This window comes from Stutzerimonas stutzeri (genome assembly GCF_002890895.1).
GTDB classification, from domain to species: Bacteria; Pseudomonadota; Gammaproteobacteria; order Pseudomonadales; family Pseudomonadaceae; genus Stutzerimonas; species Stutzerimonas stutzeri_AB.
The window spans coordinates 391,563-407,225 of the sequence record NZ_POUL01000004.1; the positions used below are offsets into that span (position 1 = coordinate 391,563).

At 57.1% G+C, this 15,663-nt stretch carries 15 protein-coding genes; 3 read left to right on the forward strand and 12 right to left on the reverse strand.

What is annotated here, in order from left to right; all coding sequences use genetic code 11:
- Window positions 1-3: 3 nt before the first annotated feature.
- The 7 genes from CXK96_RS10155 to CXK96_RS10185 all read right to left on the reverse strand — a co-directional run bounded on the left by CXK96_RS10155 (window position 4) and on the right by CXK96_RS10185 (window position 7,743).
- On the reverse strand, window positions 4-429 hold the full coding sequence (locus CXK96_RS10155; protein ID WP_102836330.1) for a GNAT family N-acetyltransferase: 426 nt from the start codon (window positions 427-429) through the stop codon (window positions 4-6).
- Entirely contained in the window at window positions 422-1,588 is a 1,167-nt protein-coding gene (locus CXK96_RS10160) for a cupin domain-containing protein (RefSeq protein ID WP_102836331.1), read from the reverse strand. Before CXK96_RS10160 ends, CXK96_RS10155 begins: the two co-directional genes overlap by 8 nt.
- A 74-nt stretch (window positions 1,589-1,662) precedes the next feature.
- Window positions 1,663-3,033: an adenylosuccinate lyase gene (purB, locus tag CXK96_RS10165; RefSeq protein ID WP_102836332.1), complete on the reverse strand. Its 1,371-nt coding sequence runs from the start codon at window positions 3,031-3,033 to the stop codon at window positions 1,663-1,665.
- 111 nt (window positions 3,034-3,144) lie between these two features.
- Window positions 3,145-3,768 carry a high frequency lysogenization protein HflD gene (gene hflD, locus CXK96_RS10170; protein ID WP_102836333.1) on the reverse strand — a complete coding sequence of 208 codons (624 nt, stop codon included), beginning with the start codon at window positions 3,766-3,768 and terminating at the stop codon, window positions 3,145-3,147.
- Window positions 3,765-4,895 carry a tRNA 2-thiouridine(34) synthase MnmA gene (mnmA, locus tag CXK96_RS10175; RefSeq protein WP_102836334.1) on the reverse strand — a complete coding sequence of 377 codons (1,131 nt, stop codon included), beginning with the start codon at window positions 4,893-4,895 and terminating at the stop codon, window positions 3,765-3,767. The genes hflD and mnmA overlap by 4 nt, the downstream gene beginning before the upstream one ends.
- A 66-nt stretch (window positions 4,896-4,961) precedes the next feature.
- The gene (locus CXK96_RS10180; protein ID WP_102836335.1) at window positions 4,962-5,402 is read right to left on the reverse strand and encodes an NUDIX hydrolase; all 441 of its coding nucleotides are present in this window, start codon (window positions 5,400-5,402) and stop codon (window positions 4,962-4,964) included.
- A 115-nt stretch (window positions 5,403-5,517) separates the two neighbouring features.
- Window positions 5,518-7,743: an NADP-dependent isocitrate dehydrogenase gene (locus CXK96_RS10185; RefSeq protein WP_102836336.1), complete on the reverse strand. Its 2,226-nt coding sequence runs from the start codon at window positions 7,741-7,743 to the stop codon at window positions 5,518-5,520.
- A 366-nt stretch (window positions 7,744-8,109) separates the two neighbouring features.
- Here CXK96_RS10185 and icd point away from each other — a divergent pair, with 366 nt between their 5' ends.
- Window positions 8,110-9,366 carry an NADP-dependent isocitrate dehydrogenase gene (icd, locus tag CXK96_RS10190; RefSeq protein ID WP_102836337.1) on the forward strand — a complete coding sequence of 419 codons (1,257 nt, stop codon included), beginning with the start codon at window positions 8,110-8,112 and terminating at the stop codon, window positions 9,364-9,366.
- A 57-nt stretch (window positions 9,367-9,423) separates the two neighbouring features.
- Here icd and cspD read toward each other — a convergent pair whose 3' ends face one another.
- Window positions 9,424-9,681 (reverse strand): cold shock domain-containing protein CspD, encoded by a 258-nt coding sequence (cspD, locus tag CXK96_RS10195; protein WP_045426519.1) that lies wholly within the window; start codon window positions 9,679-9,681, stop codon window positions 9,424-9,426.
- A gap of 213 nt (window positions 9,682-9,894) precedes the next feature.
- Between cspD and clpS the strand changes: the two genes are divergently transcribed.
- On the forward strand, window positions 9,895-10,257 hold the full coding sequence (clpS, locus tag CXK96_RS10200; protein ID WP_102836338.1) for an ATP-dependent Clp protease adapter ClpS: 363 nt from the start codon (window positions 9,895-9,897) through the stop codon (window positions 10,255-10,257).
- 29 nt (window positions 10,258-10,286) lie between these two features.
- Complete coding sequence (clpA, locus tag CXK96_RS10205) at window positions 10,287-12,557, forward strand: ATP-dependent Clp protease ATP-binding subunit ClpA (RefSeq protein ID WP_102836339.1); 2,271 nt, start codon at window positions 10,287-10,289, stop codon at window positions 12,555-12,557.
- Between the two features lie 189 nt (window positions 12,558-12,746).
- Here clpA and infA read toward each other — a convergent pair whose 3' ends face one another.
- From infA to trxB, 4 genes are all read right to left on the reverse strand, one after another.
- A complete protein-coding gene (gene infA, locus CXK96_RS10210) occupies window positions 12,747-12,965 on the reverse strand; it encodes a translation initiation factor IF-1 (RefSeq protein ID WP_002553999.1) in 219 nt (72 codons plus the stop codon).
- 99 nt (window positions 12,966-13,064) lie between these two features.
- Window positions 13,065-13,772: an arginyltransferase gene (locus CXK96_RS10215; RefSeq protein ID WP_102836340.1), complete on the reverse strand. Its 708-nt coding sequence runs from the start codon at window positions 13,770-13,772 to the stop codon at window positions 13,065-13,067.
- Between the two features lie 52 nt (window positions 13,773-13,824).
- Window positions 13,825-14,505 carry a leucyl/phenylalanyl-tRNA--protein transferase gene (aat, locus tag CXK96_RS10220; protein ID WP_102836341.1) on the reverse strand — a complete coding sequence of 227 codons (681 nt, stop codon included), beginning with the start codon at window positions 14,503-14,505 and terminating at the stop codon, window positions 13,825-13,827.
- Window positions 14,506-14,549: 44 nt separating this feature from the next.
- Entirely contained in the window at window positions 14,550-15,497 is a 948-nt protein-coding gene (gene trxB / locus CXK96_RS10225; protein WP_102836342.1) for a thioredoxin-disulfide reductase, read from the reverse strand.
- Between the last annotated feature and the right edge of the window lie 166 nt (window positions 15,498-15,663).

The window sequence follows — 15,663 nt, forward strand, 5'->3', positions numbered from 1 at the left end:
TGGCTAGTGGCTCTTTCGTAGCATATCGACGTGGGGGAGGCCGGCTTCGAGAAACTCTTCGCTGACGACTTCAAAACCAAGACGCTCATAGAACGACGTGGCGTGTACTTGGGCGGTAAGTCGCTGTTCATTAAGGCCGCGCCGCTCGGCCTCGTCAATAACCGCTTTCATCAGCGCGCCGCCGACGTTCATCCCTCGCCAGTCGCGCAATACCGAAACGCGACCAATGTGTCCGTCATTGAGTAATCGGGCGGTACCGATCGGATAGCCGCTTTCCAGAGCTAGGAAATGCACGGCCTCAGCATCATCCGAATCCCATTCCAATTCGGGCGGTACCGATTGCTCAGCAATGAACACAGTCTCCCGAATCCGGCGTAGGTCGGCGTTGTCCTGCTGCCAGTCGGCGATGCGAACTTCTATGTCACTCATCAGCAAACTCCAGACTTCCCTGTTTGACCAGTTGCAGCATGAGATTACGCCCATCCTCATCGCTCAGCCACCCAGCGAGGTTTTCTGCATGGAGCGCGTCGGCGGAACAAACCAATTTCAGCAGCTCTTTTAAGTGGCCTGGCAGCAGTCGGCTTTGGCCGCTGGCAAACAGCAACAGGCCGATGTCTACCTCGCTCCAGGCCAGCCGTGCACTCAGGTTGCGGACCAGTATGGCGCCATCCTCAAGCGCTGCCAGCATTGCCTGTTCGTCAATCTCCGGCCCCTGTACTCGCTCTGGATAGCGCGGCTCGGTCATGAACTGCCCGAACCAGGTGAGCAGCAAGCGCTCGTCACCCATATGCTCGGCGAGCATCGCTCGCAAGCGATCCAGCGCATCGCTCTGGATCTGGTGTGGGTCTTCGATCGGGAGGAGGTCTGCATCACTGTAACGTTCTTCATCAGGCAAAAACTGCGCGAGGAAGTCGGTGAAGTGGGTTAGGACCTCGGCCGCGCTAGGTGCTCTGAAGCCCAGTGAGTAGGTCATGCATGCGTCTTCGGCGGTGCCGAAATGAGCCAGTCTCGGCGGCAGATAAAGCATGTCGCCTGGCTCGAGCACCCATTCGTCAGTGCCTTGAAAATCCGCAAGTATGCGCAGGTCGGCATGCTTGAGCATTGCGCTCTCGCTGTCGCACATCTGTCCTACGCGCCAGCGCCGCTGTCCATGGGCCTGTAGCAGGAAAACGTCGTAATTGTCGAAATGCGGACCCACTCCACCGCCCGGCGCGGCGAAGCTGACCATTACGTCGTCGATTCGCCAGTTTGGCAGGAAACGAAAATGCTCGATCAGCTCGGCGACTTCCGGCACTAGCTGATCGACGGCCTGTACGAGCAGAGTCCAGTCTCGTTCTGGCAGGTTCTGATAGGTGTCCTCGCTGAACGGTCCTCGGCGGAGTTCCCATGGCGTGTCGCCATGCTCGATGACCAGGCGCGACTCGACTTCTTCTTCCAGCGAAAGACCAGCCAATTCGTCCGGAGACACCGGGCTTTCAAGCCCAGGAATGGCCTGGCGGACCAGTAGGGGTTTTTTCTGCCAGTAGTCACGAAGAAACTCGCGCGCGCTGATCCCGCCGAGGATTTGCAAAGGGGTGTCGGAAGTCATGCCAGGTACCTTGCTCTATCAAGAGCCGCAAATAAAAACGCCCGGCACAGCCGGGCGTGCAAAAAATGGGTCGCTCAGATCCGCTTGGCCTGTTCGGCCGCGTTGCCGATGTAGGCGGCCGGAGTCAGTTTGCGCAGCTCCTGCTTGGCTTCGGCCGGCATATCCAGTCCTTCGATGAAAGTCTGCAGCGCCTCGGGGCTGATGCCTTTGCCTCGGGTCAATTCCTTGAGTTTCTCGTAGGGGTTTTCGATGGCATACCGACGCATGACGGTCTGGATCGGCTCGGCCAGTACTTCCCAGCACGCGTCGAGGTCTTCGGCAATGCGCGCTTCGTTGAGCTCCAGTTTGCCGATGCCTTTGAGGCTGGCTTCGTACGCAATGATGCTGTGAGCGAAACCAACACCCAGATTGCGCAGTACGGTGGAGTCGGTCAGGTCCCGCTGCCAGCGCGAGATGGGCAGCTTGCTCGCCAAGTGGCTGAGCAGTGCATTGGCAATGCCGAGGTTGCCTTCGGAGTTTTCGAAGTCAATCGGGTTGACCTTGTGAGGCATGGTCGAAGAGCCGATTTCGCCAGCGACAGTGCGCTGCTTGAAATAACCCAACGAGATGTAGCCCCAGATGTCGCGGTCGAAGTCGATGAGGATCGTATTGAAACGTGCTACTGCATCGAACAGCTCAGCAATGTAGTCGTGCGGTTCGATCTGAGTCGTGTACGGGTTCCAGGAAAGGCCGAGATCGTTTTCGATGAATTCACGCGCATTAGCTTCCCAGTCAACGTCGGGATAGGCTGAGAGGTGGGCATTGTAGTTACCGACGGCGCCATTGATCTTGCCGAGCAGCGGTACTGCCGCCACCTGTGCAATCTGGCGTTCGAGACGATAAACCACATTTGCCAGCTCCTTGCCCAGAGTGGTGGGCGACGCCGGCTGGCCGTGCGTGCGGGAGAGCATAGGCACATCGGCGTGGGCGATGGCCAGGCTGCGGATTGCATCCGCCAGTTGGCGCATCAGCGGTAACAACACCTCGTCCCGGCCTTCGCGCAGCATTAGTCCATGGGACAGGTTGTTGATGTCCTCGCTGGTGCAGGCGAAATGGATGAACTCGTTGACCTTGGCCAGTTCAGGCAGGTGCTTGGCTTGCTCCTTGAGGAGATATTCCACAGCCTTCACGTCGTGATTGGTCGTGCGTTCGAATTCCTTGACGCGTTCGGCGTGCTCGATTTGAAAGTTCTTGGCAAGCTGATCAAGAAGGGCATTGGCCTCGTCCGAGAAGGCCGCCACTTCAGGAATGCCGGCATGCGCCGCCAAGCGCTGCAACCAGCGGACTTCAACCTGGACACGGCAGCGAATCAAACCGAACTCACTGAAAATGGGGCGCAGGGCGCTGGTTTTGCCGGCGTAGCGGCCATCGACAGGGGAAACCGCGGTGAGCGAGGAAAGCTGCATAGAGGGCATTCTCGGACAGTCGAGCAACGAAAAGAGGGCGCAGATTATACATGAAAGCGAAGGGTAGACTGCTGCAGTGGCGACATTGCTTATCGAGCCACCTGTCGCGGCTTATTCCGAGCGGAGCATAGGGTAGAGCTCGTCGAGCAACTTACGCCGGCTGAATACCATCTGCCACCGGTGCCCGCCAAGCTGGCGCCAGAGCCGCGCCGAACGAATGCCTGCCAGCAGAAGCGCGCGGATCTTGGCGGCGTTGTCGCTCTGCTGAAGGTGGCGCATATCACCTTGGACCTGAATACGTTGGCGAAAGGTGCTAAGTGTGTCTTGGTACAGTCCACCAAATGAGGCGATCACATTTTCGTGCGTCAGACCAAAGTGGTCGGCCTGCTGCTGTATCTGGTCCAGGCGACTACCGATCACCTGTAACAGGTCTCTACGTTTATCCAGTTGCCGTTCCAGGCCTATCATCGCCAGCGCGTAGCGCAGCGGCTCGCGTTGCAGACTGCTGGTGTCTCGTTCCAGTGCGCCGACCAGGGCTCGATAGCCCTCCCGAAGGTTCAAGTCATCGCCGCCATAGATTTCCAGAGCAGGCTTGTCTTCTCGAACCAATAGGCTGCCTAGCAGGTTTGCCAAGGCAGCGTTTGGTACCTGGCCGGTTCGGGCTATTCGATCAACCAGTGCCGCCGCTTCGAATACAGCGCCGAGGGCAACGAGCTGTTCCTGTCGCGGCGTCATGGGCGGGCTCCAGCGAACCAGGGCTCTGCAGTTTCGATCACGCCGCCACCGAGGCAGACCTCGCCGTCATAGAACACCACGGACTGCCCAGGCGTTACGGCGCGTTGCGGCTCCACGAATACCGCACGATAGCCGTTATCGGTCTGCTCCAGCGTGCAGGTCTGGTCGCTTTGGCGGTAGCGAACCTTGGCTGAGAGTCGCAAGGGTGTGGACACGTCGATCGGATTGACCCAGAAAATTTCCGACACCAGCAGGGCGCGAGAAAACAGCCAGGGGTGATCATTGCCTTGTCCTACTACCAGCACGTTGCGTTCAAGATCTTTGTTCAAAACATACCAGGGCTCGTCGCTGGCATCCTTAAGGCCGCCAATTCCCAAACCCTGTCGCTGGCCAATGGTGTGATACATGAGGCCGTGATGGCGCCCAATGATCTCGCCTTCAATCGTCTCGATGTCGCCCGGCTGAGCAGGCAGATACTGCTTGAGAAAATCGCTGAACCGGCGTTCGCCAATGAAGCAGATTCCTGTCGAGTCCTTCTTCTTTGCCGTAGCCAAGCCGTGTTTTTCGGCAACTGCCCGGACTGCGGGCTTTTCTAGCTCGCCTACCGGAAACAGTGTCTTGCCCAGCTGCTCGCCGCCAACAGCATGAAGGAAATAGCTTTGATCCTTGTTCGGGTCTAGGCCCTTGAGCAACTCGCTGCGCCCATCAATGTCGCGGCGTCGCACGTAATGTCCGGTGGCAATCAGGTCGGCGCCGAGCGCGAGGGCATAATCAAGAAACGCCTTGAACTTGATCTCGCGGTTGCAAAGAATGTCCGGGTTCGGCGTCCTTCCGGCTTTGTATTCAGCCAAAAAGTGCTCGAACACGTTGTCCCAATACTCGGCGGCAAAGTTGGCTGTATGCAGTTTGATGCCGATCCGGTCACAGACGGCCTGAGCGTCAGCGAGATCTTCCCGCGCAGTGCAGTACTCGGTGCCGTCATCTTCTTCCCAGTTCTTCATGAACAGGCCTTCGACCTGGTATCCCTGCTCAAGCAAAAGCAGGGCGGAAACCGAGGAGTCGACGCCGCCGGACATGCCGACGATGACGCGCAGGTTTTCAGGGGCAATGAGCGGTGAATCAGGCATAAAGACTCAGGATTAACTGCAAAACATCAATTCTAACAGGCCGGCATAGCCAGCGGTTAAGGTCGATCAGTCACGGATGACGGCGAGGTCGTGGGTCGGGCCAGTCAGGTAGTCATCAATACAGCGAAGAATCAGCTCGCTGCGCCAACGTTCTGGTTGCCGGGCCAGTTCGTCTCGAGTCAACCAGAGGGCGGCGACAACGCCGGTGTCGAGCTCGCGCTGCGAGTCATGGCGAATCGGCGAGGCCGAGAAGCAGACGCGCTGGTAGGTCACGCCATTGCTTGGGGCTGTGTAAAGGTAGATTCCCACTACGCCCTCAAGCTGGACTTCCCAGCCGGTTTCCTCAAGGGTTTCGCGTACCGCCGCCTGGCGTAATGTCTCGTCGGGCTCTAGGTGTCCCGCCGGTTGGTTGAGTACCAATCGGCCGCCTTTTGATTCCTCGACCATGAGGAAGCGGCCATCGGCTTCCACAATCGTCGCCACGGTGATGTGTGGGTGCCAGGTCATTTTTGGCCTCTGCATTTTATCGAGCTTCGATGACAGCGCATTGGGCGCGTCCGAAAAAAGAAACCCCGGCTTAGCGCCGGGGTTCAGTTTCATGCGTCAGTAACAGCAGCCCTGATCAAGCCAGGGCAGCGAGCGCAGCGTTGAACGTTGCGCTAGGGCGCATCGCCTTGCTGGTCAGCTCAGGGTTGGAGCGATAGTAGCCGCCAATGTCGACTGGCTTACCCTGCACCTCGGCCAGCTCAGCAAGAATGGCTTCTTCGTTATCCTTCAGCTGCTTCGCCAGGGGGGCGAACTGGGCCTGCAGGTCGGCGTCTTCGGTTTGTGCTGCGAGCTCCTGCGCCCAGTACAGCGCCAGGTAGAAGTGGCTTCCGCGGTTGTCCAGTTCGCCGGTGCGGCGAGACGGGGACTTGTTGTTGTCGAGCAGCTTGCCCGTAGCAGCGTCCAGCGTCTTGCCAAGTAGCTTGGCTTTGACGTTGTCAGTTTTTATGCCGGTCTCTTCCAGCGACACGGCCAGCGCCAGGAATTCGCCCAACGAGTCCCAGCGCAGATGGTTTTCTTCGATCAGCTGCTGGACGTGCTTGGGTGCAGAGCCACCGGCACCGGTTTCGTACATGCCGCCACCGGCCATAAGAGGGACGATAGACAGCATCTTCGCTGAAGTCCCGAGTTCCATGATCGGGAACAAGTCGGTCAGGTAATCGCGCAGCACGTTGCCGGTCACGGAGATGGTGTCCTGGCCACGAATCAAGCGTTCCATGCTGACGCGGATGGCTTCGTTGTAGCCCATCATGCGGATGTCGAGGCCAGCTATGTCATGGTCCTGCAGGTAGGTTTCAACCTTCTTCTGAAGCTCGCGATCATGAGCGCGCTCTGGGTCAAGCCAGAAAATCGCCGGCGTATCCGATTGGCGCGCGCGGGTCACGGCCAGCTTGACCCAGTCGCGAATCGGGGCGTCTTTGGTCTGGCATGCGCGCCAGATGTCGCCTTTCTCCACGGGGTGCTGCATCAGTACGGTGCCGTCGGCCAGCACGACACGCATGATGCCGTCCGCTTGCATCTCGAACGTCTTGTCGTGAGAGCCGTACTCTTCGGCCTTTTGTGCCATCAGGCCAACGTTCGGTACGCTGCCCATGGTCACAGGATCAAAGGCGCCGTTGGTTTTGCAGAAGTTGATCATCTCCTGGTAGATGCGAGCATAGGTGCTCTCCGGCATCACCGCCTTGGTGTCTTTCTGCTTTCCGTCTTTGCCCCACATCTGACCCGAATTGCGGATCATGGCGGGCATGGAGGCGTCGACGATCACATCACTCGGGATGTGCAGGTTGGTGATGCCTTTGACAGAGTCAACCATCGCCATTTCAGGACGCTCGGCATAGCAGGCGTGGATGTCGTGAAGGATCTCTTCCTGCTGGGAGTCGGGCAGCGACTTGATCTTGTCGTAGACGCTGCTGATTCCATTGTTCGGATTAACGCCCAGTTCTTTGAAGAGCTCGCCGTACTTGTCGAAGACGTCCTTGTAGTAAACGCTAACGGCATGGCCGAAGACGATCGGATGCGAGATTTTCATCATGGTCGCCTTGACGTGCAGTGACCACATAACGCCGGTTTCTTTGCAATCCTGCAGCGTTTGCTCGAAAAATTCGCGCAGCTTGTTGCAGCTCATGAACATGCCGTCGAGCACTTCGCCTTTTTGTAGCGAAAGCTGCTTCTTGACCTCGACGTTACCATCCTTGCCGACAAACTCGATGCGCACATCGCCGGCTGCTTCCATGGTGATGGATTGTTCGCTGGAGAAGAAATCGCCGCCGCGCATGTAGTCCGCATGCGACTGCGACGCCTTGCTCCACTTGCCCATAGAGTGCGGGTGCTTGCGAGCGAAGGCTTTAACGGCCGCTGGTGCGCGCCGATCAGAGTTTCCTTCTCGCAGGACGGGGTTTACCGCGCTGCCGAGCACCTTGCCGTAGCGTGCACGCACTTCCTTGTCCGCTTCTGTTTGCGGATCTTCTGGAAAGTTGGGGAGGTTATAGCCCAAGGCTTGCAGTTCGGCGATAGCAGCCTTGAGCTGAGGTACGGAGGCGCTGATGTTGGGCAGCTTGATGATGTTGGCGTCCGGCTGGTTCGTCAGCTCGGCAAGCTTGGCCAGGTCATCGTCTACTACTTTATCGGCATCCAGCTGGTCAGCAAAGCTTGCAAGAATGCGCCCTGCGAGAGAGATGTCACGTGTTTCGACGGCTATATCAGCGGAGGCGGCAAAGGCTTCTACAATTGGCAGAAGCGAGTAGGTGGCCAGCGCCGGGGCTTCGTCGGTGAAGGTGTAGATAATCTTCGAGCGGGTGGACATGTAGAGTTGACTCTCTCTTGCTGAGCGTGCACAGAAACTCGAAGTGCGCAGGTAGGCGCCCTGGCTGCGTCAGCCGTGCCAGTCTCGAGGTTCGCCGCGATGATGTTGGATGCAGCACCACTGGAGTGTTGAGTGTTTGATCCGACCGGCTGCGGTTGGCAGCCTGGCGGTGCAAAGGCAAGGATCTCGTCAAAGATCGGCTGCCTCTCATGACTCGTTAGTCACCTAAGCAGTATATCACCGACGCCCGTTGTCAAAGAATGCCCTGGCCATACGACGAACGAACATATGGTTTAGGCCGATTCAACTGGGTTACTCTTCGAAGATGACCACTGTTTAATGTTTAACCACAAAACGGAGTCCAGCATGGGATACCAAAAGATCCAGGTGCCTGCCAACGGTGACAAAATCACCGTCAATACCGATAACACTCTGAACGTACCCAACAATCCGATCATCCCTTATATAGAAGGTGACGGTATTGGCGTGGACATCAGCCCAGTGATGATCAAGGTAGTCGATGCTGCCGTAGAGAAGGCCTACGGCGGTGAGCGCAAGATCGCCTGGATGGAGATCTATGCAGGTGAAAAGGCGACGCAGGTGTATGACCAGGACACCTGGCTACCCAAGGAAACCCTGGATGTAGTGCGTGATTTTGTGGTGTCGATCAAGGGGCCGCTGACCACTCCGGTCGGGGGCGGCATTCGCTCGTTGAACGTCGCGCTGCGTCAGGAGCTTGATCTTTATGTATGTCAGCGTCCGGTTCGCTGGTTTACCGGTGTGCCTAGCCCAGTGAAGAAGCCTGCCGATGTGGACATGGTCATCTTCCGCGAGAACTCAGAAGACATTTACGCGGGCGTAGAGTGGAAGGCCGGTTCCCCTGAGTGCGAAAAGGTCATCAAGTTTCTAACTGAAGAAATGGGCGTCAAGAAGATCCGCTTTACTGAAAACTGCGGTATCGGTATCAAGCCGGTTTCGCTGGAAGGGACCAAGCGGCTGGTGCGTAAGGCACTGCAGTATGCAGTTGACAATGACCGTAGCTCGGTCACCTTGGTGCACAAGGGCAACATCATGAAGTTCACCGAAGGCGCATTCAAAGAGTGGGGCTACGAGGTGGCACGCGACGAGTTCGGTGCCGAGTTGCTGGACGGTGGCCCGTGGATGCAATTCAAGAATCCCACCACAGGAAAGAATATCGTCGTCAAGGACGCCATTGCTGATGCAATGCTTCAGCAGATCCTGCTGCGTCCCGCCGAGTACGACGTTATTGCAACCCTTAATCTGAACGGCGACTACCTGTCCGATGCGTTGGCGGCGGAAGTAGGCGGCATCGGTATCGCGCCGGGCGCCAATCTCTCGGACACGGTTGCCATGTTTGAGGCCACGCACGGCACCGCGCCAAAGTACGCGGGTCAGGACAAAGTCAACCCTGGGTCGCTGATCCTTTCGGCGGAAATGATGCTGCGTCACATGGGGTGGCTGGAAGCGGCGGATCTGATTATCAAGTCGACCGAAAGCGCTATCGCTGCCAAGACAGTGACTTATGACTTCGAGCGCCTGATGGACGGCGCGAAGCTTATGTCCTGCTCTGAATTTGGCGACGCCATGATCTCCCACATGTAACTGTTCGGGAGAAACACAAAAAGGCCGATCAGTGATCGGCCTTTTTGTTGCCTAGCGTCAGGCGTCTACGGTCGAGCCCTGAGAGGCAGGCGCAACTGCCTCCGCAGTGGTTTGCAGCGACCGTATGTTGGTTGCGTGTAGGCCCTTGGGACCTTGCAGTATGTCGAACATGACCGCTTGCCCAGCTTTCAGAGTTCTGTACCCTTCCATTTGAATGGCCGAGTAGTGGGCGAACAGGTCCTCATCGCCGCCGTCTGCTACGATAAATCCGTAGCCTTTAGCGTTGTTGAACCACTTGACCTTACCGCTTAGCATGCTGTTATCCCTCTGCAAAGGAGTCCATCACTGGAGTAACATCCATTTCATTCCGCGCTGATGCAGCACATGGCCCACATGCGCAGCCCGTTGCCGTTGTGGCACATACTGTTTGTATCATCGTTTTGCCGATAGTCAAGGCGACTCGTCAGGTGGCTGTGAAGCCCTTCTATTTACCCGGCCTCGGCGCCCCGATCTAGAACTGTTATACGCATGCGTGCATTTCCCAAGATTCGACTAACATTCAATCAGGATCGTCCGAAGCCGTCGGACGACGATTCTTCTGGCCTGGCGGTCGAAGAAGCCAAGCCGCAACTGAAGGCACCACCGATGTTCAAAGTTGTCATGTTTAATGATGACTACACGCCGATGGATTTCGTCGTGGAGGTGCTCGAGGGAATTTTCAATCACAATCGGGAGCTGGCCACCAAGATCATGCTGGCGGTTCATACCGAAGGGCGGGCCGTTTGTGGCGTCTATACGCGCGACGTCGCTGAAACCAAAGCAATGCAGGTCAATCAATATGCACGGGAATGCCAGCATCCGTTGCTTTGTGAGATCGAGAAGGACGGTTAAACCCGACTGCTGGGTAAGAGGTGAAAGCTATGTTGAACCGTGAGCTCGAAGTCACACTGAATCTGGCTTTCAAGGAGGCGCGCACCAAACGTCATGAATTCATGACGGTTGAGCATCTTCTGCTAGCCCTGCTGGACAATGAAGCGGCCGCAACGGTTTTGCGCGCCTGCGGAGCCAGCCTCGATAAACTGCGTCACGACCTTCAGGAATTTATTGACTCCACGACACCATTGATTCCACAGCATGATGACGAGCGTGAAACCCAGCCAACTCTGGGCTTTCAGCGGGTACTGCAGCGAGCGGTCTTTCATGTCCAGAGTTCGGGTAAGCGTGAGGTTACTGGAGCCAACGTGCTGGTTGCGATCTTCAGCGAGCAGGAAAGCCAGGCGGTATTCCTGCTAAAGCAGCAGAACGTGGCTCGCATCGATGTCGTCAATTACATCGCTCATGGTATTTCCAAGGTGCCGGGTAACAATGGCAATCCTGATGGCGACGCGGAAATGCAGGATGAGGAGGGCGGTGAATCCTCTACAGCGAGCAACCCGCTCGATGCTTATGCAAGCAATTTGAATGACTTGGCTCGTCAGGGTCGTATCGATCCGCTAGTCGGCCGTGAGCATGAGGTCGAGCGAGTCGCTCAGATTCTGGCTCGTCGTCGCAAGAACAACCCGTTGCTGGTTGGTGAGGCCGGCGTAGGTAAAACAGCTATTGCTGAGGGCCTCGCCAAGCGCATCGTCGACAATCAAGTGCCCGAGCTGCTCGCCAATAGCGTGGTTTATTCGCTCGATCTTGGCGCCTTGTTGGCCGGCACGAAGTATCGAGGGGATTTCGAAAAGCGCTTCAAAGCGCTCTTGAACGAGCTTCGCAAGCGTCCGCAGGCTGTGCTGTTCATTGATGAAATTCACACCATTATCGGGGCTGGGGCCGCCTCGGGTGGTGTGATGGATGCGTCAAATCTACTCAAGCCGTTGCTGTCATCTGGGGAGATCCGCTGTATTGGGTCCACCACTTTTCAGGAATTCCGTGGCATCTTCGAAAAGGATCGGGCGCTCGCGCGTCGCTTCCAAAAGGTCGATGTTTCAGAGCCGTCCGTTGAAGACACAATCGGTATCTTGAGAGGTTTGAAGGGTCGCTTCGAGCAGCACCACAATATTGAGTACAGCGACGAATCGCTTCGCGCTGCAGCGGAACTCGCTTCTCGGTACATCAATGACCGGCACATGCCGGACAAGGCAATCGATGTAATTGATGAGGCGGGCGCATATCAGCGTCTACAGCCTGAAGACAAGCGCGTCTCACGGATAGACGTCGAGCAGGTTGAAGACATCGTCGCGAAGATTGCGCGCATCCCCCCAAAGCATGTGAGCACCTCAGACAAGGAGCTGCTGCGCAATCTGGAGCGTGACTTGAAGCTGACCGTATTCGGTCAGGATGACGCGATCGATTCACTGTCCACGGCGATCAAGCTATCGCGTGCAGGGCTAAAGGCTCCAGATAAGCCGGTAGGCTCGTTCCTCTTCGCCGGCCCTACCGGAGTCGGTAAAACAGAAGCAGCTCGGCAGCTTGCGCGGGCGCTTGGCATAGAGCTTGTCCGCTTCGATATGTCGGAGTACATGGAGCGTCATACCGTGTCTCGGCTCATCGGTGCGCCGCCAGGCTACGTTGGCTTTGATCAGGGCGGGTTGTTGACGGAGGCGATCACCAAGCAGCCGCACTGCGTCCTGCTTCTAGATGAGATCGAGAAGGCGCATCCTGAAGTGTTCAATCTGCTTTTGCAGGTTATGGATCATGGCACCCTGACGGACAACAACGGCCGCAAGGCTGACTTCCGTAACGTGATTATGATCATGACGACCAATGCCGGAGCGGAAACCGCGGCCAGAGCTTCTATTGGCTTCACGCATCAGGATCACGCTTCAGATGCGATGGAAGTGATCAAGAAGAGCTTCACACCGGAGTTCCGGAACCGCCTGGACACGATCATCCAGTTTGGCCGCCTCAGCCACGAAGTCATCAAGAGCATTGTCGACAAATTCCTCATTGAGCTGCAGACGCAGCTTGAGGATAAGCACGTCACGCTTGAGGTTTCGGATGCGGCTCGTGGTTGGTTGGCTGAGCGTGGCTATGATGTGCAAATGGGCGCGCGGCCAATGGCTCGTCTGATCCAAGACAAAATCAAGCGGCCGCTGGCTGAGGAGATTTTGTTCGGGGAGCTGGCTGAGCACGGTGGCGTGGTGCACATCGACATACGTGATGGCGAGCCGTACTTCGACTTCGAAACGTCTGCCGAGCTGGCCTAACACATTGACGCACCGAAACAGAAACGCCCGGTATCGCCGGGCGTTTCTGTTAATGGTGACGGCGGGGCGCCTATCCAGGAGAAGCGCGGCTCCGTACCTGGTGACGCAACCGGGCGAGTTGGATCGCTCCGTTGCGCGACCGCCAACAAAAAAGCCCGGTCGATGCCGGGCGTTCATGCTCGCGTCCTGTCAGCGGGCGCGGTAAGTGATGCGGCCTTTGCTCAGGTCGTAAGGCGTAAGTTCAACGCGAACCTTGTCACCGGTAAGAATCCGGATGTAGTTCTTGCGCATCTTTCCGGAGATGTGCGCAGTAACGACGTGCCCATTTTCCAACTCCACACGAAACATGGTGTTGGGTAGGGTGTCGACGACAGTACCTTCCATTTCGAAGCTGTCTTCTTTCGACATTCAGTAAAGCCCTCGGTGTCCAATGATAGACCCGGTGCGAAGAATGCCCGGGTAAAAGCGGCAAGTATTGTGCCTGAAAGGGCCCCGAGAGCCAAGAGCTCAGGTTAGAGTTATCCAGCGTTGGTTAACCAACAGCTCGATTGGTCGGTATTCAGTCTTGTAGTTCATCTTGCGGCAGTTTTTGATCCAGTATCCCAGGTAGATCGCCTTCAGCCCTAGTCGGGCCGCCTCACCAACTTGCCAGAGAATTGCAAAGCGGCCTAGGCTGCGACGTTCCTCGCTGGGGTCGTAAAAGGTGTAAACAGCGGACAAACCGTTGGGCAGGAGGTCCGTCACCGCCAGCGCAAGCAGGCGTCCTTCCAGGCGAAACTCGTAGAATCGTGAAAACGGCAGATCGCGAACCAGAAAGGTATGAAACTGATCTCGGCTCGGCGGATACATATCACCGTCAGCATGGCGCTGTTCAATATAGTTTGCGTAGAGCGCGTAGTACTCCTCGGTGAACGAAGGGCGGACGTCGGTGACGGTAAGGTCCGCGTTGCGCTTGAGGATACGTTTCTGCTGTCGATTGAGTTGCAGCCCGTCGGCGGGTATCCGTGCTGGAATACAAGCGGTGCAGCGTTGACAGTGTGGGCGGTAGAGATGGTCACCGCTGCGCCGGAAGCCCATTTCGGACAGCTCTGCATACACCTGTACGTCCATCGGCTGGCTGGGGTCGAGGAAGAGCGTAGTGGCCTGCTCGTCGGGCAGATAACTGCAGGCGTGAGGCTGTGTTGCGTAGAACTTGAGACGAGCCAGTGAAGTCATGGGCAGCTCTCGAAAATCTTGAAATCAGTGTAGGTCAGCTTGGCTTCGTCGACTAGGGCTCCCATCGGGCCGTACTGGGTTCATCCAGATAGTGGGCTAGCGTCTTGGCGAAGGTCTGGCGTGGTATGGCTCTCGCGCCAAAACTGGCTAGGTGTTGCGTGTGCATCTGGCAGTCAATCAATTTGAATTCCCAGTCGCGGAGACGTTCCACTAATGTCACGAATCCCGCCTTGGACGCGTCGGTCGTTCGACTGAACATTGATTCGCCGAAGAATAGTCGACCCATTGCGAGGCCATAGAGGCCTCCGACCAACCGTTCGTCTTGCCAGACTTCAACTGAGTGGGCGATGCCGAGCTGATGCAGCTTTAGATAAGCCTCTTGCATCGGTAGGGTGATCCAGGTGCCGTCGGTGTAATTCCGTGGGCCGGCACAGCCTTCAAGGACGTCTCTAAACGCTTTGTCGAAGGTGATGCTGAATGCACCTTGTCGCAACTTCTTGCCGAGGCTGCGTGAGACATGCAGTTCTTCGGGGTAGAGGACGGTGCGTGGGTCGGGTGACCACCAGAGTAGCGGTTGTCCTTCCTGGTACCAGGGAAAGCAGCCGTGACGGTAGGCTGCAAGTAGACGCTCAGGCGAGAGATCGCCTCCTGCAGCGAGAAGCCCGTTGGGATCGCGCATGGCTTTTTCGAGCGGGGGGAACGACAGGTCGTCGCGCTGCAGCCAGGTCAGCATATTGATAGTCACAGGGGCGGATGGCGCATCCGCCCGTATAAGGTTTACAGGTCGAGATATTTTTCAGCATCGAGCGCGGCCATGCAGCCAGCGCCGGCCGAAGTGATCGCCTGGCGATAAACGTGATCGGCTACATCGCCTGCAGCAAACACGCCTGGGATAGTGGTGCTTGTCGCGTCTCCCTCATTGCCGCCCTTGATCATGAGGTAGCCGTCTTTCATCTCGAGTTGGCCTTGGAAAAGGTCCGTGTTGGGCTTGTGTCCGATAGCGATGAAAACGCCTGCCAGGTCGAGCTTCTGCTCCTCGCCGGACTCGGTGCTCTTTAGTCTCACTCCGGTTACGCCACTCGCATTGCCCAGCACCTCTTCAAGCGTGTGGTTCCAGTGCAGGCGAATGTTGCCATTGGCTGCCTTCTCCATGATCTTTTCCTGCAGAATCTTCTCGGAGCGCAGCTTGTCCCGGCGGTGGATCAGATGCACTTCCTTGGCAATGTTTGAGAGATACAGCGCTTCTTCCACTGCGGTGTTGCCGCCGCCGATCACGGCCACGACCTGGTTGCGGTAGAAGAACCCGTCACAGGTGGCGCATGCCGACACGCCTCGTCCTGCGAACGCTTCTTCTGATGGCAGGCCGAGATACTGGGCCGATGCGCCGGTTGCGATGATCAATGCGTCGCAGCTGTAGGTTGCGCTGTCGCCCTTGAGGATAAAGGGTTTCTGCTGCAGTTCGGCGGTGTGGATGTGATCGAAGACTACTTCGGTGTCGAAACGCTCTGCGTGTTTCTGCATCCGCTCCATCAGTGCTGGGCCAGTCAGGCCTTCGACGTCTCCAGGCCAGTTGTCGACCTCAGTGGTGGTTGTCAGCTGGCCGCCAGGCTGAATGCCGGTGATCATCACCGGTTTCAGGTTGGCCCGGGCTGCATAGACGGCGGCGGTATAACCGGCCGGGCCCGAGCCGAGGATGATCAGACGTGAATGCTTGACTTCATTCATAAAAAGCCCTCATAAGCCTTTGTTGCCAATGGAGAAGCGTGCTCCAGTCGAGTCACGCTTAAAAAACTGGCGTTTATGCTACACCGAAGCACGGACAAAAGCCCAAGCCGGCACGGAACCGGCAATGCCATCGAATCGACAAACCCGTACAATGTGCAAGTTCAGG

Coding starts and splice junctions, on each gene's coding strand:
- purB (WP_102836332.1), bottom strand. CDS start 3,033: ATGCAGCTTTCCTCGCTCACCGCGGTTTCCCCTGTCGATGGCCGCTAC.
- infA (WP_002553999.1), bottom strand. CDS start 12,965: ATGTCGAAAGAAGACAGCTTCGAAATGGAAGGTACTGTCGTCGACACC.
- clpA (WP_102836339.1), top strand. CDS start 10,287: ATGTTGAACCGTGAGCTCGAAGTCACACTGAATCTGGCTTTCAAGGAG.
- trxB (WP_102836342.1), bottom strand. CDS start 15,497: ATGAATGAAGTCAAGCATTCACGTCTGATCATCCTCGGCTCGGGCCCG.
- aat (WP_102836341.1), bottom strand. CDS start 14,505: ATGCTGACCTGGCTGCAGCGCGACGACCTGTCGTTCCCCCCGCTCGAA.
- CXK96_RS10160 (WP_102836331.1), bottom strand. CDS start 1,588: ATGACTTCCGACACCCCTTTGCAAATCCTCGGCGGGATCAGCGCGCGC.
- clpS (WP_102836338.1), top strand. CDS start 9,895: ATGCGTGCATTTCCCAAGATTCGACTAACATTCAATCAGGATCGTCCG.
- CXK96_RS10155 (WP_102836330.1), bottom strand. CDS start 429: ATGAGTGACATAGAAGTTCGCATCGCCGACTGGCAGCAGGACAACGCC.
- hflD (WP_102836333.1), bottom strand. CDS start 3,768: ATGACGCCGCGACAGGAACAGCTCGTTGCCCTCGGCGCTGTATTCGAA.
- cspD (WP_045426519.1), bottom strand. CDS start 9,681: ATGCTAAGCGGTAAGGTCAAGTGGTTCAACAACGCTAAAGGCTACGGA.
- CXK96_RS10215 (WP_102836340.1), bottom strand. CDS start 13,772: ATGACTTCACTGGCTCGTCTCAAGTTCTACGCAACACAGCCTCACGCC.
- mnmA (WP_102836334.1), bottom strand. CDS start 4,895: ATGCCTGATTCACCGCTCATTGCCCCTGAAAACCTGCGCGTCATCGTC.
- CXK96_RS10185 (WP_102836336.1), bottom strand. CDS start 7,743: ATGTCCACCCGCTCGAAGATTATCTACACCTTCACCGACGAAGCCCCG.
- CXK96_RS10180 (WP_102836335.1), bottom strand. CDS start 5,402: ATGACCTGGCACCCACACATCACCGTGGCGACGATTGTGGAAGCCGAT.
- icd (WP_102836337.1), top strand. CDS start 8,110: ATGGGATACCAAAAGATCCAGGTGCCTGCCAACGGTGACAAAATCACC.